Source organism: Nitrosomonas nitrosa (assembly GCF_003051105.1).
In the GTDB taxonomy this organism is placed as follows: domain Bacteria; phylum Pseudomonadota; class Gammaproteobacteria; order Burkholderiales; family Nitrosomonadaceae; genus Nitrosomonas; species Nitrosomonas nitrosa.
The window spans coordinates 54,905-81,112 of record NZ_QAOO01000007.1; the positions used below are offsets into that span (position 1 = coordinate 54,905).

Sequence of the window (26,208 nt, forward strand, 5' to 3'; positions counted from 1 at the left end):
AAGATAAATAATTAAACAAAAGGCGTAATTTTAATATGAATCGCCCCTCTCCGCTCGATAATGTCCGTATCGTATTGAGCCACACCAGCCACGCCGGCAATATCGGCGCAACTGCGCGCGCCATGAAAACGATGGGATTGAGCGTCCTCTACCTGGTCAACCCCAAATCGTTTCCGAGCAATGAAGCCGATGTGCGTGCCAGTAATGCACGCGACATTCTCGAGCAGGCCAGGGTGGTGGGCTGCCTCGAAGAGGCGCTGCAGGATTGCGTGCTTGCGGCAGCGCTGACTGCCCGACCACGTGATCTTGCGCATCGGACATTGGCTGCACGGGAAGCCGCCGGGGAGCTGTTCCATCATGCCCGGCATGCGCCTGTCGCATTGGTTTTTGGCAGGGAAAGCTCAGGTTTGACCACGCCCGAAATCGGCAAATGCCAGATTACGGTGCATATCCCAGCCAATCCAGATTACGCTTCGCTCAACCTCGCAGCCGCCGTGCAACTTATGGCCTATGAGCTGCGCATGGCGTCAACTGTAACAATGCCTGCCGCTTCTCAGCAATCCGTCTATCGGCTCGCCAGCTTTCAGGAGATCGAACTGTTTTACAGTCACCTGGAACAGGCCATGATCCACAGCGGCTTTCTCGATCCTGCTCAGCCCAAGCGGCTCATGCAGCGAATACGCCGCTTGTTTGCCCGCGCACAGTTGGAAAAAGAGGAAGTGAATATCCTGCGCGGCATCATCAGCGCTTTGGAAAAGCATCGATCGAAGTAAGTTGCTCCTTTTGGATTGACTTGATCGAGTTATTTAGCGATGATTGCGCATGATAACTCTTCATCCACATCGTTTTTACATAAAGGAACGACCATGACAACAAACGCACTTTTTAAACACAAAGTCAACGCCATCATTAGCGACAAACATTTATTGAAACATCCCTTTTATATGGCCTGGACCGAGGGCAAACTGACCAAGGATCAATTGCGCCACTACGCGGAACAATACTTCTACAATGTATTGGCAGAACCTACCTATTTAAGTGCGGTACATTTCAATACCCCGCACCTTCATTCAGAAACCAATAGTGGTGATATCAGCGTGCGTCAGGAAGTACTCAAGAACCTGATCGACGAAGAGCACGGCGATGGCAATCACCCGGCTTTATGGAAAGCGTTTGCTTTTGCCTTGGGTGCAGACGACAAAAGCCTAGCCAATGCGCCCGCACTGCCTGAAACAGAAAATCTGGTATCCACCTTCCGCGATATCTGCCTGAATCAGCCCTTTTACGCGGGATTGGCGGCGTTGCATGCTTTCGAGTCTCAAGTCCCCGATATTGCCGCTGTCAAAATCGATGGCCTCGCCCGTTTCTATGGCATGGATAACCCGAAAGATTATGAATTCTTCTCGGTTCATCAAAAAGCTGACATTTATCATTCTCAAGCGGAATGGGCCATCATCGAGCGCTTTGCCGATACCCCAGAAAAACAGGCTGAAGTGTTAACGGCAACACAGCGCGCATGCGATGCATTATGGAAATTCCTGGATGGCATCCATGAAACTTATTGCGCCAATCTGATTTGTGACAAAGAAGCTGCTGCGGTCACACTGCACTAATCTCACGCTTTCGGGTGGATAAGTTCGCTTGTCCACCCTTTCTCTTTTCCATTTGTCCCCCATTCCTTTGCGCCCAAGCTTCCACCCTAGGCCACATCACCGAATTTTTCCTCTGAACCCATCACAAATTAAGCGAATAGCATGCAGCGCCCGCCTTGCAGAAACTTGAACTTAATTTCAACACAAAGACTCAGTTTACAGGGTAGGTACTGATCGATAAGTGCGCCTTTTGTTCAAAGGGTACATCAAAAAAACCATATATCGATATCGTTAAATGCTTCGTAACTCACAAAGTTTATTTCTTACATACCGGTTTGATAAAACATATTCTGTTCCCGCTTCATCTTATTTAAGACGCAGAATTCCTAAAGGGATTCTTAATGCATACCGTTATATTTTTGTTACAACTTACCCATAGAGGAGAGTTTCATGAATAAAACAACAATTGGAATCATGTTAATCACGAGCCTATTGGTGTCTGCTTGCGCTTCACAAACCCGATGGACGCCGACTGTTGATACTTACAACAATCCCAATGCCTACCGGCTCAACCAAGACTTATACGAATGCGATCAGATCGCCCGACGCTCTTCGGGCGGCACAGCTAAAGAAACAGCGGTTGGTGCTGGTGTTGGTGCCGCAGTCGGCGCGGCAGGCGGCGCAATCGTGGGCGCTTTCACCGGTGATCCGGGGAAAGGAGCCGCCATCGGCGCAGCGGCAGGGGGGTTCGGTGGCGGCGCCAAACAAGGATTTGAAGCAGAAGAAGCTTTCAAGATGGCTTACCGGACTTGCTTACGTAACCGCGGACACAATGTCGTGAATTGATGGTTAAACAAGACAATCTTGACATACCGAGCAATTAATCCATTTGATCAATCCTCCCTATCATCTCAGCTCCTTTCTCGCCTGTCAGCAGAAGGGAGCTAATTATTTTTTTCCAATTCCCTCTCTCCTCTCCAGGATTCTGCCGAATCAGCAATTAACCGCTATACTGTTAACCCATCAATAAGGCACGATTTTCCAATGTAACCGCTGTTGCAATTAACAAATAGTTCATTCCCTAAAAGGAGCGCCTGATCATGTCGATATTGGCAGATTATGTCACCCAGGTTGAGCGGTACGAGCCTCATTTAACCCATTTGACCGAACGTACGCTTAGGGCAGATACGCCCCAAATCTATTTTTTCACCAGCTCCGATGGCGTTTCGCTCCGCCTCAAGCGTTACCGAGGGGGAAACAAGGGGCCTGTCATCCTCTCGCATTGCATCGGCGTCTCTTCGCTCATGTACTCATTGACGACCATCGAAACCAATCTGCTCGAATACTTGTTTGAACGGAGTTATGACGTTTGGCTGCTGGATCATCGTTTGAGTATCGAACTGCCAGCCTCTGGCCAGCTTTCCACTATGGACGATGTCGCTTTGAAAGATTACCCGGCGGCGGTGCGGAAGGTATGTGAATTAACAGGTAGATCATCCGTGCAGATAGTGGGTCATGGGGTCGGCGCATCGACACTCACCATGGCCTTATTGGGGGGATTGCAACAAGTCAGCGCAGCCGTTTGCTCGCAAGTATCGACTCACTTATACTCGCTGCCCATCAATGAATTCAAGGCACGCATGTTCATGCCTCGAATTCTGCAACTGCTCGGTAAACACTGGCTGACGGCTTACACCGATATTCATGCGGGTATTTCGACGCGGCTGTACGATGCCGCTTTGATGCTCCATCCCATACCCCGGCATGAACGCTGTGCCAACGCAGTTTGCCATCGTATTACCACATTGTTTGGCGAATTATATGAACATACCCAACTCAATCAAGCCACCCATGACACCCTCGCCCGCTTGTTTGGACGGGTCAACATAGCCGCCATGAAACAGCTCACATCGATTCTCCTGCAACAGCATTTAATCGATGCGCGAGGAAAAGATACCTATCTCCCCCATCTCGATCGACTAAAACTACCCATGACATTCCTATCTGGCGGAAGAAACGACTGTGTATTGCCCAAGAGCACACAAAAAACATTCGATTTATTGGTTGATGCGAATGGTGCACAGTTTTACAAACGTTTCGAATTGACCCATTATGGCCATGTAGATTGCATCATCGGTCAAAATGCCGCCCAAGATGTATACCCCCTTATCCTGGATCGTTTGGAAACGGCATAAAGCTAGCCAGACGCTTACTTACAGTTGGTCAGAAATTTTGCTGTGAATAATCGATAGTATTGTTAATATAGCCTAGGTAATGGAATGGACGCCCACTACCCACTACGGCACTCTCAATAGCGTGCCAATGTTACCCTGCCGAAGGGTTGTGATAGGTAGATTATGGTCAGACCGCTGAGACTAGAATTTCCAGGTGCGCTTTATTATGTCACCTCCAGAGGAGACAAGTATGATATTTATCTGGATGAGGACGATCGAAGAGCCTGGCTTGAAGTTCTTGACCAGGTCTGCCATCGTTTCAAATGGATTATCTTCGCCTACTGCCAGATGGACCGTGACTTCCATTTACTGGTAGAAACGATGGATTGCAATTTGGCAAAAGGCATGCGCCAGTTGAATGGCGTCTATACACAATACTTCAATCTGCGCCATAACAAAACAGGCCCACTCTACCGTGGCCGATACAAGGCCATTCTGGTGCAAAAGAAGCGCTATCTGCTAGCCGTAACGCGCCATATCGCCCTACTCCCGCTCTACCGCGATATGACAACCACCTTGGAGAACTGGCCCTGGAGTAGCTACCCTGCGACCATAGACACAGTAAAAGCACCGCAATGGCTGGCACGGAAAAAACTACTCAACAAATTTGCCAAGAAGCGTAAAAAAGCGATCCAAGCCTACCGTCAATTCATCATGGAAGGAAAAGGATTGCCCAGCCCACTCGAACAAACCCAGCATCAAATCTTGCTCGGAGACGACGATTTTGTCGCACGTTACCAGCAAGGTATTCATTCTGAATTCCCGCTTGAACGGGCTGAATCCTCCGACAAAGCCAATATTCTGCCACTGCACAGCTATCAACAACGTTACCCGAACAAAAAAGAAGCAATGGCAAGGGCTTATTTATCGGGAGCGTATACCATGGCTCAAATTGGCGATCATTTCGGGGTAAACTATATGACAGTTAGCCGGGCTGTCCGACAATTCGAGAAAAAAGACGATTAACTGCATGCCCTTCATAATCGCTCTAAAATGCCGTATAGATTTAACCCGCACTAAGAAAAAAAGCGGAGCTGGGTTAACGCAAAATACGCTAAAGCGGCAAAAATTTTGATGCTAATCATGACGTCATCCGTCAATGGTAAAAACCTTGGTATATTACGCGTTTGCACACTTTATATTGCTCGAGAAATCATGTAGCATCTCGAGGTTGTCGCTGATTTTTCTTAGGTATAGGCTTGGATGACAACGACTTATGCTGAAAATTCCGGGTTTTGTCTTAATCATATAAACAGTAAGGAGCTAAAGATGAATGAAAAAATGAAATATGTATTTACTGTAGTGGCAATTAGCGCTTCCGTAGCACTCTCAGGTTGTGCGTCCACAGGACAACTCGATGAGTTGAGATCTCAAGTCAATGCTGTCAAAGCAGATGCGGATGCTGCAAAAGCTGATGCGGCTGCTGCAAGAGCGACAGCAAATGAAGCAAAGGATATCGCGAATAGAGCGCTCAGCACGGCTAATGAAGCCAATGCGCGCTCAATCGAAACTGAAACTAAAATCGATCGCATGTTCAAACGAGCCATGCATAAATAAAATCTGCCAGTTCAATAAAAAAGCCCCGCAAGGGGCTTTTTTATTGGCAGCTACTTCGAAATCATTACGGGGTAGCCGCTCTTCTGAAATACCGCCAGTTCGAGCATTTGCTCATCGAGCACGATATTCTTTCTTGCAGAGTTTGCTTTCTTGTCGTTATTACTTTTCTCCAGAAAGCGATCGATCTCTTCTCTCACCTTCTGCATGTAATCCGCATATTGCTCTTCGTCTTCTTCAAGCGGCGGATGCAATTCTATAAACAGTGAGTCGGCCAACCATCCTAGCTTAATTGGTTGGTTGATAAGCTGGACGGGTGTTCCGACCGGTACCCGATCAAACAGGCTTTCGATATCTTCAGGGTACATGCGCAAGCAGCCGTGGGTCACGCGCATGCCAATACCGTAGGGCTTATCCGTTCCATGAATCAAATAACCTGCAGTCCCTAGGTACAGGGCATGGCGGCCCAATGGATTATTCGGGCCGGGGGGCACATAATCCGGCAATGGCGGATTGCCCGCTGCGATCGCTTCCATCTTGATCGATTGTGGGGGTATCCAGGGCGGATCCTTCTGCTTTCTAACAACCGTTGTTTTACCGAGCGGAGTTCGCCAGTCCATCCGTCCTATACTGATAGGGTAAGTAATGACTGTCGGTTTTTTTCCTTTCTCGGGTTTAGGAAAATAATAAAGCCGCATCTCAGGCAGATTGATGACCAGGCCATTTCGTTCGGCTTGGGGAATGATATATCGGCTAGGAATCACTACATCCGCGCCATCCGGGGGAAGCCAGCGGTCTATAAGCGGATTGGCCCAAAGCATTTCATCCTGTCCGATGCTGTACCTGCGTGCAATGTCAAGCAGCGTTTCATCACGACTTGCTGGAATGACTTGCAGCTGCCCAAAAATATCAATATCGGCTGGAGGCAAGATCCAGCTCGCAGCCTGTCCCCATGGCGTTGCCAACAAGGTTGCTAGCAATAGAAAAAATTTACGCATCACCTCGCTCATCCTCAATAAATATATTCATCTCTTTCATCATATGAAAATTATCTAAAATTTGTCTGTTCAAACCAATAACGGCAGTTTCCAGTCCTAACTATAGCAGATAGCGAAAATCCCGAATAAAATCAGAAAGCAAAATATTGACCGCTTTTCAACGATCATGGTTTCTTATCGATGCGCTGCAACCCACGCCTGCCCCAATGAAATCGCGCTATCGCTTGGGAGAAGCTGTTGTGCGGATAATACGCTGAGATTCATACCAGTCAGATGATGAATCAATAGCCGCGAAAGAAGCCCATTATGGAAACAACCTCCTCCGAATGCGATCGACCTGCAATGGCGCTCGCGAGCTGATAAGGCCGCCCACTCAGCCAACCCAGCTGCAAGCGTCGCATGAAATACGGCGGCACCTCGTGAAATATGACCGCATTGCATGAGCCATGCAAGCAAAGGAGAAAAATCCAGCGTATTATCGGGAGTTATTTGATAGCCACGTGCGAGTGGGGTTACGCAACCATGAGATTCCGCCAATGCCTGCAACTGGATTGCCGCTTGCGCTTCATGAGACTGAATTTCATTCACGCCCAGCAAACCGGCTGCAGCGTCGAATAGCCGGCCCATGCTGGAAGTCAGCGGGCAATTCAGGTTGCGTTGCAGCATCGACACAACCGTTTTTGCCGCTAGCTGATTTGGAAAGCGCGATGAAATCTCATTTGCATAACCTAGCTGAAATAATACCGCCGCTGCCATGCGCCAGGGTTCCTGCGCCGCGCGATCCCCCCCGGGCATCGGAAGTTGCGCCAAATGGCCGAGACGCACAAAATCGCCTCCCTCGACATACAGCAATTCACCCCCCCATGGTGTCCCGTCCAATCCCAACCCTACGCCGTCCAATGCCAGACCGATTACTGGCTGATTGATTCCATGCTCGGCGCAAATGGCAGCGATATGCGCATGATGATGCTGAATGGCCATCGCAGGCACACCTCGCTTTTCTGCATAGGCAAGCGCAAATTGCGTGCTGTAAAAATCAGGATGGAGATCATGCGCGACGATTTCTGGTTCCACTCCGAGTATTTGGCACATCCGGAACGCAGTCTCCTCCATCCGAATACGTGCCTGAGGGGTATCGAGATCACCTATCAACGGTGAAATGTAGGCTTGCCGATGCCGTGTGACGCAGAGCGTGTTTTTCAACCAGGCGCCGCACGCAAGCACAGAAGGCACGTCAATCGGAAAAGTAATCGATTGATATATCCCATCCTTACTGGAAAAAAGTGCGTTACTCGCCATGAGGCGGCCAATCCTTCAGCTTCGACTTGGCTGCTTGCATACGTCGGTGACCCGCTTCGATCCACGCAAGCCATGCGGGCATACCCTCGCCTGTGACGGCCGAAAGCTGAATGACTTGCAGAGTGGGGTTGATCCGATGCGCATAGTCAATCGCTAACTCCAGATCGTAGGCCAGATAGGGCATCAGATCACATTTATTAAGTATCATGAGGTCGGCCGCACGAAACATATCCGGATATTTGAGCGGCTTGTCTTCGCCTTCGGTGATTGAAAGCACTACGACTTTGTGTGCCTCACCCAAATCAAAGCTAGCGGGGCAGACCAGATTACCGACATTCTCGATAAACAACAGGCTGCTCTCTTGCGGATTCAGTTGTTGCAACGCACGACCGACCATATCGGCATCCAGGTGACACCCTTTACCTGTATTGATCTGCAACGCCCGAGCGCCCGTAGCGCGAATACGGAGCGCATCATTTTCTGTTTGCTGGTCGCCTTCGATCACGTAGATGGGTTGGACTGCTGGTAAAGCGGCAATGGTTTGAACCAATAAGGTCGTCTTGCCCGAACCCGGGCTAGAGACGAGATTGAGCGCAAAAATACCATGCTCAGTCAAGTAGCGTCGATTTGCATCGGCATAATGATTATTTTTGGCAAGGATATCCCGTTCAATTTTGACTATGCGTGACTGGCGCATGCCGGGCACGTGTGTCTCTGCAACCCCCGAGCCGAAATCGATCAAGTCATGAGAATGAATGGGATGATTTGCGGATGCTGTCGAGCGTGCATCCGCAGTTTGATTGGCAGTTGCCCGATAAGGGGTCGTACCTTCTAGTTTGTGGCGTGGCTGCCGTCGTTTTCCACCAATGCGCATCACACCGCTACGACAACCGCAGGTCGTACACATCAGAGTGGCTCCTTTTATTCCACTTCAAGTTCTTTGACACGTAAATCATCACCGGACAATACCACTAACCCATAGCGACCGCATCGAAAACAAACATCATGCAGTGTCGTCATAGGCACCTCTTGCGCACACGAATGACACCAGCCTAGGCCGGAGATTTCCAGGATTTCCAGCCGAGCCTGCTGAGCGATGCTATCACGCGTTAGGATGTCGAAGCAAAAACGGAAAGCAGCTTGTTCCACGCAGGCTAGCTGGCCGATTTCCAACCACACTGTCTTGACACGGGCAAATGACTGCCGAAGCGCAGCTTCTTGGATAATCTGCATGACTTCCTCAGCTAAGGACATTTCATGCATTGCTAACGGGCTCGCTAGTTGGTCCAAAGATGAAACAGGCTGCCGATTAAGATATATGCAGCCTGTTCAGTTTTTTCCTCTAGCGAACCTGCTGCAATCTCAAAACTTAGCGATTTTTAGCAAAATCCACCAACTTCTGGAAACTAAACAAATAGTCCTGGTTCTTCAGCGGTGTATGACATTGCACACAATTCAGATCGTTGCTTTTCGGGGTTCCATCAGGGTTATAGACCGCAAATCCCCAGTCACCTGTCCTGTTATCGGATGAAAACGCTTTATCCCAATTGTTTCTTTTTTCCATAACGGCAACTGCCGCTAATTTTTCGATTTCAAAAAGGCCTTCTTTACCTGTAACAATTTTACCCTCAGCATCTTTCTTAGGTTCGTATATCTCCATGATCACCACTGAACCGGGAGCCGCCTCTTCGCCTTTTTTGTAACTCTCTACGGCGATTTCATTCGCATAGAATTTTGCAACCTGCGTCTGATTGGCCCGATTAGCGGTATCGTATTGCGTAAAGATTTGCTGATATCCCTCCGGATATTTGACAAAATCAGGGTCCCCTCCGGCAAGGGCATAAAAGGGTAACAATGCACTCATCAGGGTAACGAGCTTAAGTCTATATTTCATTTTTTCTCTCCTCACTTGTTGTATTTGATGTTACGTGATGATCGGAATTTTCCCAAACTAGTAAACTTGTTTATATGCTGCTTGAAGCTGCATTATATTCACAATCCTCGATTGTAAAGAAATCTTGTACGATGTCACTGGAAAATGCCTGCTTTTGCAGGCGAAAGGGGGTAGTGATCAGCCAATTTTCTTGAGTGCGCTTCGCGCCTGCCGATAATCGGGGTAAATACCTTCGACCACTTCCCAGAACGCTGCAGAATGATTCATCTCGATCAGATGAGCAAGCTCATGCGCAACCACATAATCTACGAGCGTAGCCGGCAACAGTATCAAACGCCAATTAAGACATACCGTCCCACTAGAGCTGCAGCTCCCCCAGCGGGTACGTGCATTGGATAACCTGAGCTTGGGCATAGGCACACCCAATTGGCTTGCGTACCCTATCACTCGCTCACGCATGTAAACCAACGCTTGCTCACGATACCAGGCCATCACAAATGGTTCAATCTGTTGAGGCGTTAATTGAATCTCTGCTGCGGGTTCCATTTTGTGAATTTGCTCGCTACGCGGCATCATCTGCAGGCTGTTCGATGCAGTCATCACCAACCGATAAGGCTCTCCCAATAACCAGAACTGGCTGTCCTGCTTCCATTCTGGATAAATGAATTTCTTCTCCTTCCATGCATCGAGCTTGCTAATCACCCAGGCGGCTTTACGACGCAGGACCTGTTCGATGCTGTTGGACGTAGCATGCAAAGGAACACGAACGATCAAACCGGCTCGATTGACGATCAGCCCTATAGTTTTCCGGTTACGTCGGATAAGGGTATAAGCCACTTCCTGGCCGACAAGGGTGATATTACACGTCTCACTTTTCTGTATCTTCGATGGGCTCATTGGCAATCGAACCGAATTGTCCAACAGGCTTTGTTTTCCCAAAGCGACTGATCCGCGCTACCTCAGACTCGATCCAGGCTTGGACGCGTTCGTTGAGCTCGCCAGGTTCCATACCAGCGGGATCAATCGGCTTTCCGATGCTGACGGTAATCGTCCCCGCATATTTGATGAACGAATTCTTTCCCCAGAATTCCCCGGCATTGTGTGCGACGGGCACGACCAGCGCGCCCGTATGAACGGCAAGCCACGCACCGCCGATGCGATATTTAACCGTCTGGCCAGGTGATACGCGCGTTCCTTCGGGAAAAATAACAATCCAGAAATTCTGCTGCAGTCTATCACGCCCCTGTTCGACGATCTGTTGCAGCGCAGCTTTTCCCGAACTGCGATCAATCGCTATCGGGTTGGTCATCGCTAATCCCCAACCAAAAAAAGGAATCCGTAGCAGCTCTTTCTTGAGCACCCATACCTGGGGGGGGAAAATTTGTTGCAACGCCAATGTTTCCCAAGCAGATTGGTGTTTCGACAGGATAATGCTCGGCCGATCCGGAATATTCTCAGCACCTATCACGCGGTAGCGCAGTCCGCAGATGACACGCAGTAGAAACAACATGATGCGCGTCCACCCATACGTCACCTGATAACGATAATGCGGCGGAAGCGGATAGCAAGCAAGCGTAAAGATTGCATAGGGAGGTGTGATAATGAGTTGCAACAATGTATAAAGCAGTGAACGGAATGCAGCGAGTATCATTTATTTTTCACGAGAGCATCAACGACGGAAGCCAGATCCGCATAAATTTGCGTTTCTTCCGGCAGTTCCCCATTCGCATGGGTCCTTTCCCCTTTGCCGGTCAATACCAAAATCGGAATTGCACCCACAGCCACTGCGGCTTGCAGATCACGCAATGAATCACCAATTGCCGGCACACCTTTGAGATCAGTGCTATAGCGCTGCATGATCTCTTGAAACATGCCGATCCCGGGTTTACGGCATTGACATTTATCCTGCTGGGTATGCGGGCAGAAAAAGAGTGCGTCCAGGCGGCCGCCTACCTGCTGCACCGCTTTGAACATCTTGTCATTGATCGCGTTGAAAGTGGCCATATCGAGCAGCCCGCGCCCGATACCCGATTGATTGGTCGCCACGATCACACGATAACCCGCGTGGGTAAGTTGTGAAATGGCTTCCAAGCTCCCCGGCAAGGGCTTCCATTCATCGGGTGATTTAATAAAAGTGCTGCTGCTTTCATTGATCACGCCGTTGTTATCGAGAATAACCAGTTTCATGTCAGCTCGCTAACCTGGAAATATCGGCAACCCGATTCATGGCCTGCTGCAATGCTTTTAACAATGCCAAACGATTGCTTCGCAGCAGTGCATCATCGGTATTCACCATGACATGATCGAAAAAAGTATCGATTGGCGCTTTTAACTCAGCAAGAATTTGCAAGGCGATCGTATAATCCTTCTCGAGGAAAGCTTCCTCTATTTTATCTTTTATCTCGATAAGCGCTTGGTACAGCGTCCGTTCAGCAGGCGCCTGCAGTCGCTCAGGCACGACTTCAGCCGGGATAGCTTCAGCCGCTTTCTTCAGAATATTGCTAACACGCTTGTTGGCAGCGGCAAGACTCTCCGCTTCAGGCATCGTAGCAAAAGTACGGACTGCAGCCAATCGTCTGGGAATATCATTCAGATGCTGCGGATGGAGTGCCAGCACCGCGTCCACTTCTTGCGCGCTATACCCTTGCTCGCGCAGGTTGCTGGCCAGCCGGTCATAAATGAATTCGATTAACTGATCGCTTACTTCAGCAGAAATCTGGGATCGAGCATTGCGATGCGTTAACCCTTTACCCGCTTCTTCTGCCTGGACGGAAGATTTAGCGGTTGCGGTTCGCTGCATCCATAGTTGCGCGATGCGTTCATCCTTAACAATTCCAATGGCCTGTTTTAGGAGCTGATTCAGTTCGAGTGGCAGGTCTTTTTCGATGAGTATGCGCACCACACCTAGTGCATGACGGCGTAGCGCAAAGGGGTCCTTATCGCCTGTCGGGACCTGACCGATGCCAAAAAGATTGATTAAGGTCTCTAGCTTATCAGCCAGCGCTACACAAACCCCTACCAGGTTACGCGGTAGCGCATCCCCTGCAAAACGGGGTTTATAGTGATCTTCTATCGCATAGGCAATGGTATCGCCGAGCCCTTCATGCAATGCATAGTAGCGTCCCATGACACCCTGTAACTCAGGGAACTCACCGACCATGCCGGTCAGCAAATCCGCTTTAGCTAATTGTGCTGCCTGTCCAGCCTGTTCAGCCAGAAGATTGCCCCCGAGCCATTGACCGATTTCATGGGCGATGGCACGCACATACTCGATCCGCAATCCCTGTGTACCAAGTTGGTGATGATAAACCACTTTATCCAGTCCAGGAATGCGTGCGGCCAGAGTATGTTTCAGATCCTGCTCGAAGAAAAATTTTGCATCGGCCAAACGTGATCGCACCACGCGTTCGTTCCCATCGACAACCAGATGTGCGTCTTGGGGGCAGATATTGGCCACGATCAAGAAAGTGTTGACCAACCTTCCCTCGTTATCCAGCAGAGGAAAATATTTCTGATTGGCTTTCATCGTCAAAATCAGGCATTCTTGCGGAACGCTGAGAAATTCTGGCGGAAACTTACCGACCAACACATTGGGATGCTCAACCAGTGCGGTAACCTCATCCAATAAGGCTTCATCCTGAATGAGCTGCAAATTTTCTTTCGCTGCAGCAGTACTCAACTGTTGCATAATTCGCGCACGGCGTTCTACGAAGCTCGCAATCACGGCACCTTCCGTTTCCAGTTGTTGCGCGTAACTTTCCGTATCCCTGATTATGATAGGATGAATGCTAGCCTCAAAGCGGTGTCCCTGCGTCACTTTGCTCGAGGTTAGGCCAAGCACGCTGACAGGTACGATTTCGCTACCGTGCAGCGCTACCAGTCCATGTGCGGGGCGGATAAAATGGACACTATTCCACCCATCCGCCAATTGATAGCTCATCACTTTAGGGATAGGTAAATCTGCAATGGCATCATCGAGCGCTTTCTGCAACCCCGCTGCCAATGCGATTCCTGGTACCTTACGTTCCAGAAAAAGCGTCTCGGTTTTGCCTTCTTTCACGCGACCTAGCTGTGAAACGACAAACGCCTCTACCCCAACGCTGCTCAGTTTTTTGACTAAAGCTGGCGTAGCTCGTCCTTCACTGTCCAACCCAACCGAGACAGGCATCAGCTTGGTCGTCGCCAACTGGTCGGATGCCTGCGCCAATACTTGCGTAATATGAGCCGCCAATCTGCGCGGTGTTGCAAAAACAGTCATCACGGCATCTGATTGTAGAAGATGTTGCTGTTTTAAACCATTCATCAGTGATTCCGCAAAATGCATACCCAGTTTATTCAACGATTTGGGTGGCAATTCCTCGACCAATAACTCAATCAACAGATTTTTTGTCGTCATCGCTTACCCCACCTTTTTGGGGAGTTGTGCTACCCACTCACGGGGAGCTAGGGGAAAGGGCGGATCCAAACGTTCACGGCTATCATAGTAAGCTTGCGCGACGCGCCGTGCTAAATTACGGATACGCGTAATATAGGCTGCACGTTCGGTCACCGAGATTGCCCCGCGCGCATCCAATAAGTTGAAAGTATGCGCCGCTTTCAGCACCTGCTCATACGCGGGTAATGGCAATTGTCTCTCCATCAACGCGTTAGCCTGCTCTTCATGCTTGCTGAAAGCCAAAAATAGAAATTCAGTATCGCTGCATTCAAAATTGTAAATCGACTGCTCGACTTCATTCTGGTGGTAGACATCGCCGTAAGTCAGCCCTTCTGTCCAGGTCAAATCGAATACGTTTTCCACGCCCTGCAGGTACATGGCGAGCCGTTCCAATCCATAGGTAATTTCGCCGGTAATCGGCCTGCAAGGAATGCCGCCGACCTGTTGGAAATAAGTAAACTGGGTGACTTCCATGCCATTCAACCAGACTTCCCAGCCAAGTCCCCAGGCACCAAGCGTCGGATTCTCCCAATCATCTTCCACCAATCGGACATCATTTTGTTGCAAATCAAGCCCCAATGTCTGCAAAGAACCAAAGTACAAATCCAGGATAGCCTGCGGCGCAGGTTTCAGCACGACCTGATATTGATAATAATGTTGCAGCCGATTCGGATTGTCACCATAGCGACCGTCCTTGGGGCGGCGTGATGGCTGCACGTAGGCCGCGCGCCACGGTTCTGGACCCAAGGCGCGAAGAAATGTGGCCGTATGGCTGGTACCCGCACCCACCTCCATGTCATACGGTTGTAACAAAGCGCAACCTTGGCTGCTCCAGTATTGCTGGAGGGTCAATATCATTTCCTGGAATGTGGGCTTAGGCATGAAAGAATCGTTGAAAAATCGGTTTTGATCGAAGTCGCAATTCTACAGGGTTTTACGCTTGCCATAAAAGACTGAAGCCATGCCAGCCATCAGCACTAGCCCTGCAAATCCCAATATCAAGGCATTGCCGAGGAATACATAGAGGGTGGCACCTTGATAACCCTGCGCTTCCCCATGCAAACCGCCGGTCGTGAACATCTCCAGTTTCTGCAGAACACGTCCTTTTTGATCGATAATTGCGGTCACACCGGTGTTCGTTGCGCGCAGCATGTAACGGCCTGTTTCCAATGCGCGCATTTGTGATATTTGCAAATGCTGCCAGGGGCCGATAGAACGTCCAAACCAAGCATCATTGCTGACATTGACCAATAAGGATGCTGCGGGAAGCGGCAAGATAATCTCTTCCCCGAATACATCTTCGTAACAAATATTGATTGCGACCCGTTGTCCCGCAAGTTGCAAAGGGGGTTGGTCTAACGCACCACGCGAAAAATCTGATAAGGGGATGTTCAATACCTGAATGATCCAGCCAAATACCGGCTTGAGCGGAATATATTCACCAAAGGGTACCAAATGGTGTTTGCGATAGCGTTGCTCAGGAGACTTGCCAAGACTGAACATCGTATTGTAGTACTGTTGCCTGCTCGACGAGACCGATTCCGCCATGCCGATCAGCACATCCCCCTCATTGCCGATGGCATGCGCAGCGAGACCCGCTAAATAATCATTCGGTACATCGTCGTGAAACAGGGGTATCGATATTTCCGGCGTGACGATAAGCCGGCTGTCACTTTCCTGGATAAGCTTTGCATAGATATCCATCGTCGTGAGGATGTGATCCTCCCGCCATTTCATATCCTGCGGAATATTTCCCTGCAATAAGCTGATCGTTACCGGGTCACCCTCGGGCTGGGTCCAGTTTATCCACTGCAATCCCAGACCCAGCGCCCATAACAAACCTAGCGGGGATAATCCCTGCCAGGTCTGCTTCAACTTTCGCTGCTCGAACCAGACACATAGCCATGCAGCGCTCAGTACGAGCAGCCATGAAACCCCATAAACCCCCACCAGCGGAGCAAAGCCTGTGAGCATGCCATAGGGCGCTTGCGAATATCCCAGTGCCAGCCAAGGAAACCCGGTAAATAAGGTCCCTCGCCCCCACTCCGCAAACATCCATAGTGAAGCCACCCAACATGGCCAGAGCGCTGGCGCCATCGCCCGCCATTTTATCGAGAGCCATCCGGTCAATGCAGGAAAAAGGGAGAGATAGGCACACAATAATAGCAACGCAACGACTGCCATCGGCATCGGCATGTCACCGAAATCGTGCAGGCTGACGTAAATCCAGGTAACGCCCGCTCCAAACAAGCCCATGCCAAAAGAAAACCCTAGTTTGGCAGCCTGTCCGGCTCGGATGCTGTTACGCCACAGAAAGAGCAATGCAGCAAGCGTAATAAATGGAATAGGAAAAAGGTAGAACGGTGCAAAACCCAAAACAGTGAGTGCACCGAGCATTAAAGCCAAGAGTGTTTTGGAGCGGATGATGCGATTCAAATTGAGCTATAAATTGAACGATTGAAAATAATTGATCGGGCAGGTAAGTAAAAAGTTACGGCTCAACCAGCGCCATGATCAGCTTAAAATGCAGGTAAAACAACGCCAGTACAATCAAGATATAGGCAATAAACAAAACGGGGCGCGCTTTAAAATTATCCAGCATCGTTTTGTTTTTTCCTTCTCTCTTGAGACGCGCATATTCTGCTCTGGCTCGCAACGAACGTGCTTCCTGGTAAGTATCCAACAATTGCTTGGCTTGCTGGAATTGCCGCTCATCCCTCACCCAAATAGCGGGCATCGATATCCCCCAGTTTCCAGCCGATGTCTCATAATAATCAATATGATGATCAGTCAATAAAGCGCGCACCTCCTCGGCTTCATCGTCCGGAACGTTTCTGAGCTTAAATAAAATTTTTGACATGGGTAGGATAATAGCTGTTGTCACGCCGTTTTGTAATGAAAATTACGTTACGATGCTATGATTATGACCATTCTGATGTCAAGTTAAAGGACATGGCGCAAAATGGATTGTTTTCGGATTAAGTTCGCTCAATGAAAAAAACTATTTTAATCACTGGTTGCTCCAGCGGAATCGGCTATTGTACCGCTCATGCTTTGCATAAACGGGGATATCGCGTCTTTGCTACCGCGCGGCGGCAGCAAAGTGTCGAAATGTTGCTCAGTGAAGGATTGGAAAGCCTACGGTTGGATCTGGATGACTCCGCTTCGATTCAGCAAGCCTTTCAGGACATTATGCATCGTACCGGTGGAGAATTGTACGCACTGTTCAATAATGGTGCCTATGGCTTACCAGGCGCAGTTGAAGATTTGAGCCGGGAAGCCTTACGCGCACAATTTGAAACCAATGTCCTCGGCTGGCTGGAATTGACCAATCTCGTTTTGCCGATCATGCGGAAACAAGGATACGGGCGTATTATCCAGAACAGTTCCGTTCTTGGGTTTGCTGCGATGCCATTCCGCGGCGCCTACAATGCATCCAAGTACGCGATCGAAGGCTTGAGTGATACGCTGCGCCTTGAATTGATGGATAGTCAAATATTTATCAGCCTGATCGAACCCGGCCCGATTGCCACGCAATTCCGCGCCAATGCACTCAAAGCGTTACAAAAATACATCAATGTAGAAAACAGCGCCCATCGTGACAAGTATCTGGCCGTATTGAACCGATTGAACAAACCGGGTCCTGCTGTCCCATTCACGCTCCCGCCAGAAGCCGTGCTCAAGCGAGTCATCCATGCCCTCGAAGCACGCAAACCTCAACCACGTTACTACGTGACCTTTCCCACCTATCTATTTGGCTTCCTCAAACGATTCTTGAGCGTTCGCTTATTGGATCGGCTACTTGCCAAGGCAGGCAATAACAATTGAACCTGGATTCCTTAAAGGAATCCAGGTTAAACCAAAGCAAAAAAAAACGCCCCTACTAACAAGCAGAGGGGCGCAAAGGCTTCGTCACAAAATCATTGTTTTCTCAATGACCCTGTTCAGAACGAAGAGAAAAACAACTAAACAACTCATCAAATTGAATACATAACACAACATACCACTACAAACGACTACCAGGAGATAATCTCTAAAAATATTAAATTCTTCTTTTCTCCTTCAAACATCATTAGAAACCAATTCCAAGATAAGCACCCGCAGTGAGTCCACTCACATTGATGCCATCTGTCTTGCCAAACGTTTCATGATAGCGGGCATCAACTCCCACATAAAACTCTTTCCAGATTCGATAATCTGCACCGGCAGCAAACATCATTCCAGGAAACACATAAGTGATCGATTCTGTTGCAGGACTGACCACGTGCACTGCAAAACCTGCCGGTATAATCCAAGGCCTAAAATCACTGCCTTCCATGAACTTAATTTTGGGTGCAGCAGACACCGTAAACTGAGTCACCGTTACGCCGAGCGGATTAAAAGCCCCGCCCGCCAATTGAGAAGGGGCATTAGCCAGCGCGTTACCTTGCGCCCTGCCAAACTTTTTGTATTCAAACATCAATTCGGCAAAAACGCTTGTTTTAGGCAACATTCCCCACACATCCCTTGTGAGATTCCAATCGAACCCTGCGCCAATATACCAGCCATCATTGTCACCCGCCTCCTGAGCGCCGAGCGGTACGACATTGCTCTGCAAAGAAGAACCATTACGCCCTTGCAAATTGTGCGCATAGCCACCTCGGAAAAATAACAACCGTTCTCTGCGAGCCATTTCCCGGTAGATTTCTTCATGCTTTACCTTTATCTCTTTTACTTCTTGTTCTTCTCGAGCAACTTCTTCTTTTACTTTTCGGATCTCTTGTTCGTCCTGAACAGTTCTCTCTTTCACATGATCGAGCTCTTGCCGAATCGCTTTTAATTGATTTTCGAGTACCTTGATTTGTTGCTCCAAAGCGTGCGTCTTTGCGCTACTTTGGGCAAATGTTTGTGAGGAAACCACTAAACTGCTCATAGCAAATAAACCTGCGATTGCATTCGTTATTAAACGCATTTTGTGACAAAAGTGATACATTCCGCGCTCCTTTTGTATTTTTATTTAACAGATGATGCGTTGTTATGATAATAAAAAAATAGGGCAATTTGAACTTTGATCTAAATCAAGTTTTCTGTAATCAATACCCAATAAACTTATGATCCACTGGCTCGCTCCCAATGATGAGTATTTTCCCCCTCTGGAAAGAGCGCTCGATGCACCGAACGGCTTGCTTGCCGCAGGAGGTGATCTTTCACCGCAGCGTCTTTTGAATGCGTATCGTGCCGGCATTTTTCCTTGGTTCAATCAAGGTGAGCCTATACTATGGTGGAGTCCCAATCCACGTATGGTGCTATTTCCAAAAGAATTAACAATAGCGCGTTCGCTACACAAAACATTGAAGAAACATCATTATGAAATCCGCACCGATAGCGTTTTTACTTCTGTCATGCAAGCATGTGCTGCGCCCCGCAAAGCACAATCGGGCACATGGATTCATCCAGAAATGATTTTGGCCTATACTGCGCTCCATGAACGTGGCATTGCTCACTCAGTTGAAACGTGGATCGATGGAGAGCTGGCAGGAGGACTCTATGGCATTGCAATTGGAAAAATGTTTTTTGGCGAATCGATGTTTTCCCGTGTCACGGATGCTTCTAAAATTGCCTTTGTGCATTTGGTTAAGCAATTGGAATGCTGGAATTTTGGCATGATTGACTGTCAGATGAAAACAAAGCACCTTGCCTCGTTCGGTGCCAGAGAAATTCCTCGGGCAGATTTCGCTCAAATACTAAACAACCTTGTCAACAAACCCGAAATAGCCAGAAAATGGCATTTTGATTATGTTTATCCGGATTGATATGATGAGATTTCATACTACCGAATTATATCCGTGCAGCTACTTGCCCAGTAAACTTGCCCGCTCTCAAATCGCCATACCTGATCACCTGATCGATACACCGACCTACGCGCAATTGATCAGAAAAGGATTCCGCCGCAGTGGCAGCTTTGTTTATCGCCCAAACTGCGAGCAGTGCGAGGCCTGTATACCCGTACGTATCATCGTCGATCAGTTTAAGGCCAACCGTGCACAGCGTAGAGTTTGGAAACGGCATCAGCATCTAGCAGCTACCCAGCATCAATTGCACTATCACCCCGATCACTACCGACTGTACCGGCGCTATCAGGCAAAACGGCATGCTCATGGTGGCATGGATTACGATAACCGCGACCAATACAGTAACTTTTTGCTGCAAAGCAATGTCGACTCTCGCCTGATAACCTTCCATGAACACCATCATCTTCGGATGATCAGCATTATCGACCAGCTACCGGATGGTCTCTCTTCGGTCTATACTTTTTTCGACCCGGATGTGTTGAATGCCAGTTTTGGCACTTACAACATCTTGTGGCAGATAGAGCAGTGCCGCATCAATCAACTGCCCTATCTTTATTTGGGCTATTGGATAGGAGAGAACCGAAAAATGTGCTACAAGGCCAATTTTCAGCCCCTGCAAAGCCTGGTCAATGGACAGTGGCAAGCCTTTAACCAGCATTCATCCTCTTGATCAAGATACTGCGAGTTAACTAATACACACCATCTGCTGTTCAGGATAAAATAGTTGCCGATGCTATACCGCCTCGTTCGACCATTTCTGTTTTCACTTGACCCCGAAACCGCGCATAGCGCTTCTCTCGGGGGTTTACGATTTTTGGAGAAGCTTGGGTTACTTCCAAATTACGTATATCCCTGCCAAGCGCGCAGGGTGATGGGGTTGGATTTTCCCAATCCAGTCGGGTTGGCAGCCGGATTGGATAAAAATGGCGCTTATATCGATCCGTTGGCAAAACTAGGATTTGGTTTTATAGAGGTTGGCACGGTCACACCCCGTCCACAGCCGGGTAATCCCCGCCCACGTTTGTTTCGTCTACCACAAGCTAATGCCATTATCAACCGCATGGGATTCAACAATGATGGCATCGATCAATTGATCGTCAATATTAGGAACAGCCATTTCCAGGGCATATTGGGCATCAATATCGGTAAAAATTTTGATACCCCCGTAGAAAAAGCGGTCGAAGATTATTTGATTTGTTTTCATAAAGCTTATCGATACGCAAGCTATATTACTCTCAACATATCTTCTCCCAATACCCGAGACTTGAGACGATTGCAGAATGCTGCCGCGTTAGATCAACTTTTAGAAACACTGAAAACTGCGCAAACCCAACTAAGCGATCAGCATGGTAAATACACGCCGCTCGTGGTTAAGATCGCACCTGATCTAGAATGCGTACAGCTAGAAGCTATTGCCGCACTCTTGCTGAAGCATCGCATCGATGGCGTCATTGCCACCAATACGACTATTGCACGTCAGGATGTGGCACACTTGCCGCATGCTGACGAAACAGGTGGTCTAAGCGGCACCCCGCTTAAGTCACCCAGCACGCGGATCATTAAGAATTTGCATGCTTTGTTAGCGGGTGCACTGCCTATTATCGGCGTCGGTGGTATCCTATCTGCAGAAGATGCAAAAGAAAAAGTAGATGCTGGCGCAAGCTTGATTCAAATCTATACTGGCCTGATATACCAAGGCCCTAGCCTGATTAGGCAATCCATCAAAACCATTTGCACGCCCTCGTCACGATGACTGATAAAAGTAAATTAATCGAACAGATCGATGCAATTCTGCCACAGACACAATGCGGTCAATGTGGCTATTCCGGTTGTCTGCCTTATGCAACGGCCATTGCTGAGGGGAACGCCGATATCAATCAATGTCCCCCTGGAGATGCAGAAGGTATCCGGAAGCTTGCGGCATTATTAGGCGTTGCATTTAAGCCTTTAAACACATTGCATGGCGTGCCCAAGCCCAAATCGGTCGCATTTATCAATGAGGAACAATGCATAGGCTGTACGTTTTGCCTACAGGCATGTCCTGTCGATGCGATTGTCGGCGCAGCCAAACAAATGCATACCATCCTGGCTGCTGAGTGCACGGGATGCGAGCGATGTGTCGCACCTTGCCCGGTTGATTGCATCAGTATGATTCCAGCTGCACCCTATCCTGCAGACGATGCTCAGGAGATGAAACAAAAAGCGGCCGATCGTGCACGCATCCGCCATCAATCCAGATTACAAAGGTTGGCACGCGAGAAACAGCAGCAAACCCAGAAACTTGCTCAAAAATCCCAAGTAGTCGATGATTTCGCCTCAGAAACCGGGAAAGCTGATCTGAAAAAAACAGCGATTCAAGCAGCCATGGCGCGTGTACTAGCAACGCGCACAGAAACTTCCGATCGGCAATAAACGTTCACAACCATGAATGCCGCCAAACGTTACGAAATTTTTACCCGCTTCAGAGCAGCCAATCCCCACCCAACAACCGAGCTCGAATACAACACACCATTCGAGCTACTGGTGGCAGTCATACTTTCTGCGCAAGCTACAGACAAAAGTGTCAATCTAGCAACCAGAAAATTATTCGCATTGGCCAATACACCTGAACAAATAATTGCATTGGGTGAAACAGGCTTAAGCAATCTGGTTCAACGTATTGGCTTATATCGAACAAAAACGAAAAATATCCTGGCTACTTGCCAACTACTTATCCAAAATCATCATAGCCAAGTACCAAGAACGCGCGAGGAACTGGAGAAACTGCCAGGGGTAGGCCGCAAAACAGCTAACGTGATTTTGAATACGGCCTTCGGTGAAGCGACTATCGCGGTAGATACACACATTTTCCGAGTAGCCAACCGTACAGGTATCGCTCCGGGCAAGAACGTGCTTGAAGTAGAACGCAAACTCATGAAAGTTGTTCCCACAGCATTCCGTCATGATGCGCACCACTGGCTGATTTTACATGGGCGATATATTTGTAAAGCTAGAAAACCTTTGTGTAGTCATTGTTGTATCAATGATTTATGTGAGTATAAACATAAGAATTTTGAAAATACCCTGTTAATCCCATCAAGTTCTGCCAATGTTTAATCCATCAAGAACACAGGTCCGCCAATTATTCTTCGACACATGGCGCAAATACCACCGACAGGAAATCTTATCTGGAATAGAAACGATCGCGCTGGAGGTCATTTTATTACACCCAGAATACCAGGGCATACTTGATGATGAAGAACGTTATCGCGATAAAGATTATTTCCCTGAAATGGGCGAAACCAACCCTTTCCTTCACATGAGCATGCACGTTGCAATCAAAGAGCAATTATCTATCGATCAGCCCATTGGGATTCGCCAGAAATTCGAAAATCTCCGAGCAAAAACGGGTGACGAGCATAGCGCCACCCACATAATCATTGAATGTCTAGCCGAGATGCTTTGGCAATCCCAGCGTCATCAGACTCCCCCAGATGCGCAGATCTACTTCGACTGCCTAGCTAAAGTAGAAGAATCATTGAAGTAGAATGATCGTTGGATGCGATAAAAAAACGGAATGTATGAAGGCATACATTCCGTTTTTATTTTTTCTTATTCTATAAAAAACCGGTCAAATTATGATCAACCCGATCACAAACTCCTTACCGCTTTACATATAAGCCAGATTGGCTGGAGTAATAAAAAGCCAAATTCTCGATATCTGCCTCACTCAGTGCTGCAGCCATACCAGCCATAATGGGGTCTTTACGCTCGCCCGTTTTATAATCCTTGAGGGCTTTCTCGATATATGTTCTAGGTTGACCAGCAATCTTCGGAAAATTAGGTACTGGGCTATTTCCATCCGGTCCATGACAGGATGCACAAACTTCATCAGCTTTTCTTTTACCGGCTTCAATATCGGCAGCAATACTTTGTCCGGCAAAGAAAAACACCACACCGCTCACTGCGGCAACAACATATTTCTTCATGATCTAATCCTTGCGTTAATGGAAAAAATTAATTGTCGGCATTAGCATAATAAGCTGCCAAATCCTCGATATCCTCATCCGAAAGCGTTGCCGCAACTGCGGTCATGCTAGGATGGTTACGCTCACCTGATCTATAGTCTTTTAACGCTTTGGCTAAATACGCCGCATGTTGACCACCAAGTTTTGGTACATGGTAGACGATAGGATATGCAGTTTTATAACCTTCAATTCCATGGCAACCTATACACATGGAAACTTTATCTTTGGCTGCTTCAGCATTGCCGGCTGCTTGTACTGCACCCGAAAAGGCCAAAATCATGCCGGTAGCAAGTAATAGTTTAACGGCTACTGACTTTTTCACTTTGTGCGTTCTCCTCTCAAAAAGATGAACTTTAAACGATGAGTGATGTTAAGTCAATGAATATAATAGCAATCTCCCTATTGCGGATAGGGAAATTATCCGCAGAATTTGTCCCTCTAGCGTTCTGATGCTGATTGCTTGGCTTCCAATTCCTCCCAGCGCACAAAACATTTTGCCAGCTCTTCTTGCAAGATTGAAAAACGGTGCTGTAATGCTCTGGCTTCCTCTGGTCCATTACGATAGATGGCCGGATCACTCAATCGTGTCGAGAGGGTTGATTGCTCCTGCTCAAGCTGATCAATTTTTTCTGGCAATGCAGCCAGTTCTCGCGCTTCTTGATAGCTCAGCTTGGAGCGGGATGGAGATTTGATTTTCTTATCCTGAGCAACAGCAATGGATTTTGCCTTGCTCGTTATCTGAGAGGCTGTTTGCGTTGCCTGCTTACTCTGCATCCAGTCCGCATATCCTCCGACATATTCTACCAACCGACCATTTCCCTCAAAAGCAATTACTTGAGTTACGATATTATCGAGAAATGCACGGTCATGACTGACCAGAAACAAGGTGCCCTGATAATTCTGCAGCCATTGTTCTAACAATTCGAGTGTATCAATATCAAGATCGTTGGTCGGTTCATCCAGCACCAGCACATTTGCGGGGCGCGTAAACAAGCGTGCCAGCAGTAGCCTGTTTCGTTCTCCGCCCGACAATGATTTAACCGGCGAACGTGCACGCAGCGGTGCAAACAAAAAATCTTCTAAATAGCTGATAACATGCTTGCGTACGCCATTGACCTCGACAAAATCGGAACCTTGACTGATGGACTCTACCAAGGTCAGTTCATCGTTCAACTGATCCCGCATTTGATCGAAATAAGCGACCGCGAGCTTCGTTCCTTGACGGATACTGCCCTCATCAGGCGTCAGCTCTCCCAAAATTAGTTTTAGCAGTGTTGATTTACCAGCTCCATTTGGGCCAAGTAGCCCAATGCGATCTCCTCGCATGATCCTGCATGAAAAATCATTGATCACGCATTTGTCACCGAAACGCTTACTCACATGTTCAAGTTCTGCTATCAGTTGCCCCGAGCGTGCACCAACCTCAATATTAAAATTAACAGAACCCATACGGTCACGTCTTGCCGCACGCTCCAAACGCAGCGCTTCCAGCCGCCTCACTCGCCCCTCATTACGCGTGCGCCTGGCTTGAACACCTTTACGTATCCAGATTTCTTCTTGCGTTAGCACTTTATCGAATTTCTGCTGGTGCACGGCCTCAGTCTCGAGCATTTCAGTTTTTCTTTGCTGATATGCTGCAAAATTTCCAGAAAAACTCTCCAAACTGCCACGATCCAACTCGATAATTCGGGTAGCAACATTGTCCAGGAAGCGCCGGTCGTGCGTGATGAAGATAACGCTCCCGGAAAAATCTTTAAGCAAGCCTTCCAGCCATTCGATTGAAGCAAAATCCAAATGATTGGTTGGTTCATCCAGCAATAAAACATCCGGCATAATCACTAAAGCACGGGCAAGTGCAACACGCTTGCGTACACCCCCAGATAAGCTTCCAATGAGGGCATCCTCAGGTAGCTTTAGACGATCTATCACCGCCTCGACTCGACTCTGTATACGCCAGCCGTCTTGCGCCTCCAAAATATTTTGCATTTCTTGTAAATGTTCGAGCAATACTTGCGTATTTTTTCCACTATTACTCAATTTCTGAGAAATCCGATGATATTCAAGCAATGCTTGGCTCAGATTGCCTAGCCCGCTGGCAATCTCTTCAAATACTGTGTTGCCATCTACAAATTGAGGTTCCTGGGATACATAAGCTAATTTCAAGGCAGGCGCATGCCAAAGAATGCCATCATCAAGTTCGATCTCTCCAGCAATTGCACGCAATAGACTCGATTTACCGGTTCCATTACGACCGATTAGACCGATACGCTCGCCTGGATCGAGCTGTAAGTTCACGCGATCGAGTAACAGATGGTGACCGAATGCTAGACAGGCATTCTCGAGTGTTATGAGGGGCATGAGAAA

At 48.2% G+C, this 26,208-nt stretch carries 29 protein-coding genes; 13 read left to right on the forward strand and 16 right to left on the reverse strand.

The annotated features are described in order from the left end of the window. The first annotated feature begins 35 nt into the window (after window positions 1–35). The 6 genes from C8R30_RS05165 (at window position 36) to C8R30_RS05190 (ending at window position 5,383) form a co-directional block, all read left to right on the forward strand. Complete coding sequence (locus C8R30_RS05165; protein WP_090667561.1) at window positions 36–773, forward strand: RNA methyltransferase; 738 nt, start codon at window positions 36–38, stop codon at window positions 771–773. A gap of 93 nt (window positions 774–866) precedes the next feature. Beyond that, window positions 867–1,613 carry a 4-aminobenzoate synthase gene (locus C8R30_RS05170; protein WP_090667564.1) on the forward strand — a complete coding sequence of 249 codons (747 nt, stop codon included), beginning with the start codon at window positions 867–869 and terminating at the stop codon, window positions 1,611–1,613. A 429-nt stretch (window positions 1,614–2,042) separates the two neighbouring features. Next, window positions 2,043–2,438 carry a glycine zipper family protein gene (locus C8R30_RS05175; protein ID WP_107783802.1) on the forward strand — a complete coding sequence of 132 codons (396 nt, stop codon included), beginning with the start codon at window positions 2,043–2,045 and terminating at the stop codon, window positions 2,436–2,438. A gap of 254 nt (window positions 2,439–2,692) precedes the next feature. Beyond that, the gene (locus C8R30_RS05180; protein ID WP_107789701.1) at window positions 2,693–3,787 is read left to right on the forward strand and encodes an alpha/beta hydrolase; all 1,095 of its coding nucleotides are present in this window, start codon (window positions 2,693–2,695) and stop codon (window positions 3,785–3,787) included. Between the two features lie 162 nt (window positions 3,788–3,949). Next, window positions 3,950–4,792, forward strand: a complete 843-nt coding sequence (locus tag C8R30_RS05185) for a transposase (protein ID WP_107789702.1) — start codon at window positions 3,950–3,952, stop codon at window positions 4,790–4,792. Between the two features lie 303 nt (window positions 4,793–5,095). Next, window positions 5,096–5,383 carry an Lpp/OprI family alanine-zipper lipoprotein gene (locus C8R30_RS05190; protein ID WP_090667576.1) on the forward strand — a complete coding sequence of 96 codons (288 nt, stop codon included), beginning with the start codon at window positions 5,096–5,098 and terminating at the stop codon, window positions 5,381–5,383. A 50-nt stretch (window positions 5,384–5,433) separates the two neighbouring features. On the opposite strand, the gene C8R30_RS05195 is transcribed toward C8R30_RS05190, so the two are convergent. The 12 genes from C8R30_RS05195 to C8R30_RS05250 all read right to left on the reverse strand — a co-directional run bounded on the left by C8R30_RS05195 (window position 5,434) and on the right by C8R30_RS05250 (window position 16,866). After that, window positions 5,434–6,378, reverse strand: coding sequence for a L,D-transpeptidase family protein (locus C8R30_RS05195; protein WP_258191942.1), 945 nt, complete (start codon window positions 6,376–6,378; stop codon window positions 5,434–5,436). 174 nt (window positions 6,379–6,552) lie between these two features. Then, the gene (locus tag C8R30_RS05200; protein ID WP_090667582.1) at window positions 6,553–7,677 is read right to left on the reverse strand and encodes a Kae1-like domain-containing protein; all 1,125 of its coding nucleotides are present in this window, start codon (window positions 7,675–7,677) and stop codon (window positions 6,553–6,555) included. After that, entirely contained in the window at window positions 7,667–8,584 is a 918-nt protein-coding gene (gene hypB, locus C8R30_RS05205) for a hydrogenase nickel incorporation protein HypB (protein WP_107789704.1), read from the reverse strand. The genes C8R30_RS05200 and hypB overlap by 11 nt, the downstream gene beginning before the upstream one ends. Window positions 8,585–8,598: 14 nt before the next feature. After that, window positions 8,599–8,931, reverse strand: coding sequence for a hydrogenase maturation nickel metallochaperone HypA/HybF (locus C8R30_RS05210; RefSeq protein ID WP_239654261.1), 333 nt, complete (start codon window positions 8,929–8,931; stop codon window positions 8,599–8,601). Window positions 8,932–9,046: 115 nt separating this feature from the next. Continuing rightward, window positions 9,047–9,541, reverse strand: coding sequence for a cytochrome P460 family protein (locus tag C8R30_RS05215; protein ID WP_258191943.1), 495 nt, complete (start codon window positions 9,539–9,541; stop codon window positions 9,047–9,049). 207 nt (window positions 9,542–9,748) lie between these two features. Further along, complete coding sequence (locus tag C8R30_RS05220) at window positions 9,749–10,468, reverse strand: M48 family metallopeptidase (RefSeq protein ID WP_258191944.1); 720 nt, start codon at window positions 10,466–10,468, stop codon at window positions 9,749–9,751. Then, window positions 10,440–11,222, reverse strand: a complete 783-nt coding sequence (locus tag C8R30_RS05225; protein ID WP_107789705.1) for a lysophospholipid acyltransferase family protein — start codon at window positions 11,220–11,222, stop codon at window positions 10,440–10,442. Before C8R30_RS05225 ends, C8R30_RS05220 begins: the two co-directional genes overlap by 29 nt. Continuing rightward, complete coding sequence (gmhB, locus tag C8R30_RS05230; protein ID WP_090667595.1) at window positions 11,219–11,758, reverse strand: D-glycero-beta-D-manno-heptose 1,7-bisphosphate 7-phosphatase; 540 nt, start codon at window positions 11,756–11,758, stop codon at window positions 11,219–11,221. Before gmhB ends, C8R30_RS05225 begins: the two co-directional genes overlap by 4 nt. A 1-nt stretch (window position 11,759) precedes the next feature. Next, on the reverse strand, window positions 11,760–13,967 hold the full coding sequence (glyS, locus tag C8R30_RS05235; protein WP_090667597.1) for a glycine--tRNA ligase subunit beta: 2,208 nt from the start codon (window positions 13,965–13,967) through the stop codon (window positions 11,760–11,762). A 3-nt stretch (window positions 13,968–13,970) separates the two neighbouring features. Further along, complete coding sequence (gene glyQ, locus C8R30_RS05240; RefSeq protein ID WP_107789706.1) at window positions 13,971–14,888, reverse strand: glycine--tRNA ligase subunit alpha; 918 nt, start codon at window positions 14,886–14,888, stop codon at window positions 13,971–13,973. 42 nt (window positions 14,889–14,930) lie between these two features. Further along, a complete protein-coding gene (gene lnt / locus C8R30_RS05245; RefSeq protein WP_146162681.1) occupies window positions 14,931–16,403 on the reverse strand; it encodes an apolipoprotein N-acyltransferase in 1,473 nt (490 codons plus the stop codon). 94 nt (window positions 16,404–16,497) lie between these two features. Continuing rightward, complete coding sequence (locus C8R30_RS05250; RefSeq protein WP_090667604.1) at window positions 16,498–16,866, reverse strand: DUF6164 family protein; 369 nt, start codon at window positions 16,864–16,866, stop codon at window positions 16,498–16,500. Window positions 16,867–16,997: 131 nt separating this feature from the next. On the opposite strand from C8R30_RS05250, the gene C8R30_RS05255 reads away from it, so the two are divergent. Then, a complete protein-coding gene (locus C8R30_RS05255; protein WP_090667607.1) occupies window positions 16,998–17,834 on the forward strand; it encodes an SDR family oxidoreductase in 837 nt (278 codons plus the stop codon). 244 nt (window positions 17,835–18,078) lie between these two features. Here C8R30_RS05255 and C8R30_RS05260 read toward each other — a convergent pair whose 3' ends face one another. Beyond that, window positions 18,079–18,918 (reverse strand): porin family protein, encoded by an 840-nt coding sequence (locus C8R30_RS05260; RefSeq protein ID WP_258191945.1) that lies wholly within the window; start codon window positions 18,916–18,918, stop codon window positions 18,079–18,081. A gap of 178 nt (window positions 18,919–19,096) precedes the next feature. On the opposite strand from C8R30_RS05260, the gene aat reads away from it, so the two are divergent. The 6 genes from aat to C8R30_RS05290 are packed head-to-tail and all read left to right on the forward strand — an operon-like array spanning window position 19,097 to window position 23,363. Continuing rightward, window positions 19,097–19,798, forward strand: coding sequence for a leucyl/phenylalanyl-tRNA--protein transferase (gene aat / locus C8R30_RS05265; RefSeq protein ID WP_107789709.1), 702 nt, complete (start codon window positions 19,097–19,099; stop codon window positions 19,796–19,798). Window position 19,799: 1 nt separating this feature from the next. Continuing rightward, complete coding sequence (locus C8R30_RS05270) at window positions 19,800–20,507, forward strand: arginyltransferase (RefSeq protein WP_090667795.1); 708 nt, start codon at window positions 19,800–19,802, stop codon at window positions 20,505–20,507. A 60-nt stretch (window positions 20,508–20,567) separates the two neighbouring features. Beyond that, entirely contained in the window at window positions 20,568–21,590 is a 1,023-nt protein-coding gene (locus C8R30_RS05275) for a quinone-dependent dihydroorotate dehydrogenase (protein WP_107789710.1), read from the forward strand. Next, window positions 21,587–22,249 (forward strand): electron transport complex subunit RsxB, encoded by a 663-nt coding sequence (gene rsxB / locus C8R30_RS05280; protein ID WP_107789711.1) that lies wholly within the window; start codon window positions 21,587–21,589, stop codon window positions 22,247–22,249. The genes C8R30_RS05275 and rsxB overlap by 4 nt, the downstream gene beginning before the upstream one ends. Before the next feature lie 12 nt (window positions 22,250–22,261). Continuing rightward, window positions 22,262–22,933, forward strand: coding sequence for an endonuclease III (nth, locus tag C8R30_RS05285; RefSeq protein ID WP_090667622.1), 672 nt, complete (start codon window positions 22,262–22,264; stop codon window positions 22,931–22,933). Next, on the forward strand, window positions 22,926–23,363 hold the full coding sequence (locus C8R30_RS05290) for a DUF1841 family protein (protein ID WP_177182301.1): 438 nt from the start codon (window positions 22,926–22,928) through the stop codon (window positions 23,361–23,363). The genes nth and C8R30_RS05290 overlap by 8 nt, the downstream gene beginning before the upstream one ends. Before the next feature lie 115 nt (window positions 23,364–23,478). Here the strand turns inward: C8R30_RS05290 and C8R30_RS05295 are convergent, their stop codons facing one another. The 3 genes from C8R30_RS05295 to C8R30_RS05305 form a co-directional block, all read right to left on the reverse strand. Continuing rightward, the gene (locus tag C8R30_RS05295) at window positions 23,479–23,805 is read right to left on the reverse strand and encodes a c-type cytochrome (RefSeq protein WP_090667628.1); all 327 of its coding nucleotides are present in this window, start codon (window positions 23,803–23,805) and stop codon (window positions 23,479–23,481) included. A 28-nt stretch (window positions 23,806–23,833) separates the two neighbouring features. Next, window positions 23,834–24,124, reverse strand: a complete 291-nt coding sequence (locus C8R30_RS05300; RefSeq protein WP_090667798.1) for a c-type cytochrome — start codon at window positions 24,122–24,124, stop codon at window positions 23,834–23,836. 158 nt (window positions 24,125–24,282) lie between these two features. After that, a complete protein-coding gene (locus C8R30_RS05305; protein ID WP_090667630.1) occupies window positions 24,283–26,202 on the reverse strand; it encodes an ATP-binding cassette domain-containing protein in 1,920 nt (639 codons plus the stop codon). Window positions 26,203–26,208: the final 6 nt, after the last annotated feature.

Bases quoted from the DNA above. Each gene is read 5' to 3' on its own strand.
- C8R30_RS05260 (WP_258191945.1), bottom strand. From the start codon at position 18,918: ATGAGCAGTTTAGTGGTTTCCTCACAAACATTTGCCCAAAGTAGCGCA.
- C8R30_RS05165 (WP_090667561.1), top strand. From the start codon at position 36: ATGAATCGCCCCTCTCCGCTCGATAATGTCCGTATCGTATTGAGCCAC.
- C8R30_RS05275 (WP_107789710.1), top strand. From the start codon at position 20,568: ATGCTATACCGCCTCGTTCGACCATTTCTGTTTTCACTTGACCCCGAA.
- C8R30_RS05290 (WP_177182301.1), top strand. From the start codon at position 22,926: ATGTTTAATCCATCAAGAACACAGGTCCGCCAATTATTCTTCGACACA.
- C8R30_RS05225 (WP_107789705.1), bottom strand. From the start codon at position 11,222: ATGATACTCGCTGCATTCCGTTCACTGCTTTATACATTGTTGCAACTC.
- C8R30_RS05210 (WP_239654261.1), bottom strand. From the start codon at position 8,931: ATGTCCTTAGCTGAGGAAGTCATGCAGATTATCCAAGAAGCTGCGCTT.
- C8R30_RS05305 (WP_090667630.1), bottom strand. From the start codon at position 26,202: ATGCCCCTCATAACACTCGAGAATGCCTGTCTAGCATTCGGTCACCAT.
- C8R30_RS05190 (WP_090667576.1), top strand. From the start codon at position 5,096: ATGAATGAAAAAATGAAATATGTATTTACTGTAGTGGCAATTAGCGCT.
- nth (WP_090667622.1), top strand. From the start codon at position 22,262: ATGAATGCCGCCAAACGTTACGAAATTTTTACCCGCTTCAGAGCAGCC.
- C8R30_RS05255 (WP_090667607.1), top strand. From the start codon at position 16,998: ATGAAAAAAACTATTTTAATCACTGGTTGCTCCAGCGGAATCGGCTAT.
- C8R30_RS05220 (WP_258191944.1), bottom strand. From the start codon at position 10,468: ATGAGCCCATCGAAGATACAGAAAAGTGAGACGTGTAATATCACCCTT.
- hypB (WP_107789704.1), bottom strand. From the start codon at position 8,584: ATGTGTACGACCTGCGGTTGTCGTAGCGGTGTGATGCGCATTGGTGGA.
- lnt (WP_146162681.1), bottom strand. From the start codon at position 16,403: ATGCTCGGTGCACTCACTGTTTTGGGTTTTGCACCGTTCTACCTTTTT.
- C8R30_RS05195 (WP_258191942.1), bottom strand. From the start codon at position 6,378: ATGCGTAAATTTTTTCTATTGCTAGCAACCTTGTTGGCAACGCCATGG.
- glyQ (WP_107789706.1), bottom strand. From the start codon at position 14,888: ATGCCTAAGCCCACATTCCAGGAAATGATATTGACCCTCCAGCAATAC.
- gmhB (WP_090667595.1), bottom strand. From the start codon at position 11,758: ATGAAACTGGTTATTCTCGATAACAACGGCGTGATCAATGAAAGCAGC.
- rsxB (WP_107789711.1), top strand. From the start codon at position 21,587: ATGACTGATAAAAGTAAATTAATCGAACAGATCGATGCAATTCTGCCA.
- glyS (WP_090667597.1), bottom strand. From the start codon at position 13,967: ATGACGACAAAAAATCTGTTGATTGAGTTATTGGTCGAGGAATTGCCA.
- C8R30_RS05300 (WP_090667798.1), bottom strand. From the start codon at position 24,124: ATGATTTTGGCCTTTTCGGGTGCAGTACAAGCAGCCGGCAATGCTGAA.
- C8R30_RS05295 (WP_090667628.1), bottom strand. From the start codon at position 23,805: ATGAAGAAATATGTTGTTGCCGCAGTGAGCGGTGTGGTGTTTTTCTTT.
- C8R30_RS05170 (WP_090667564.1), top strand. From the start codon at position 867: ATGACAACAAACGCACTTTTTAAACACAAAGTCAACGCCATCATTAGC.
- C8R30_RS05185 (WP_107789702.1), top strand. From the start codon at position 3,950: ATGGTCAGACCGCTGAGACTAGAATTTCCAGGTGCGCTTTATTATGTC.
- C8R30_RS05200 (WP_090667582.1), bottom strand. From the start codon at position 7,677: ATGGCGAGTAACGCACTTTTTTCCAGTAAGGATGGGATATATCAATCG.
- C8R30_RS05250 (WP_090667604.1), bottom strand. From the start codon at position 16,866: ATGTCAAAAATTTTATTTAAGCTCAGAAACGTTCCGGACGATGAAGCC.
- C8R30_RS05180 (WP_107789701.1), top strand. From the start codon at position 2,693: ATGTCGATATTGGCAGATTATGTCACCCAGGTTGAGCGGTACGAGCCT.
- aat (WP_107789709.1), top strand. From the start codon at position 19,097: ATGATCCACTGGCTCGCTCCCAATGATGAGTATTTTCCCCCTCTGGAA.
- C8R30_RS05215 (WP_258191943.1), bottom strand. From the start codon at position 9,541: ATGAGTGCATTGTTACCCTTTTATGCCCTTGCCGGAGGGGACCCTGAT.
- C8R30_RS05270 (WP_090667795.1), top strand. From the start codon at position 19,800: ATGATGAGATTTCATACTACCGAATTATATCCGTGCAGCTACTTGCCC.
- C8R30_RS05175 (WP_107783802.1), top strand. From the start codon at position 2,043: ATGAATAAAACAACAATTGGAATCATGTTAATCACGAGCCTATTGGTG.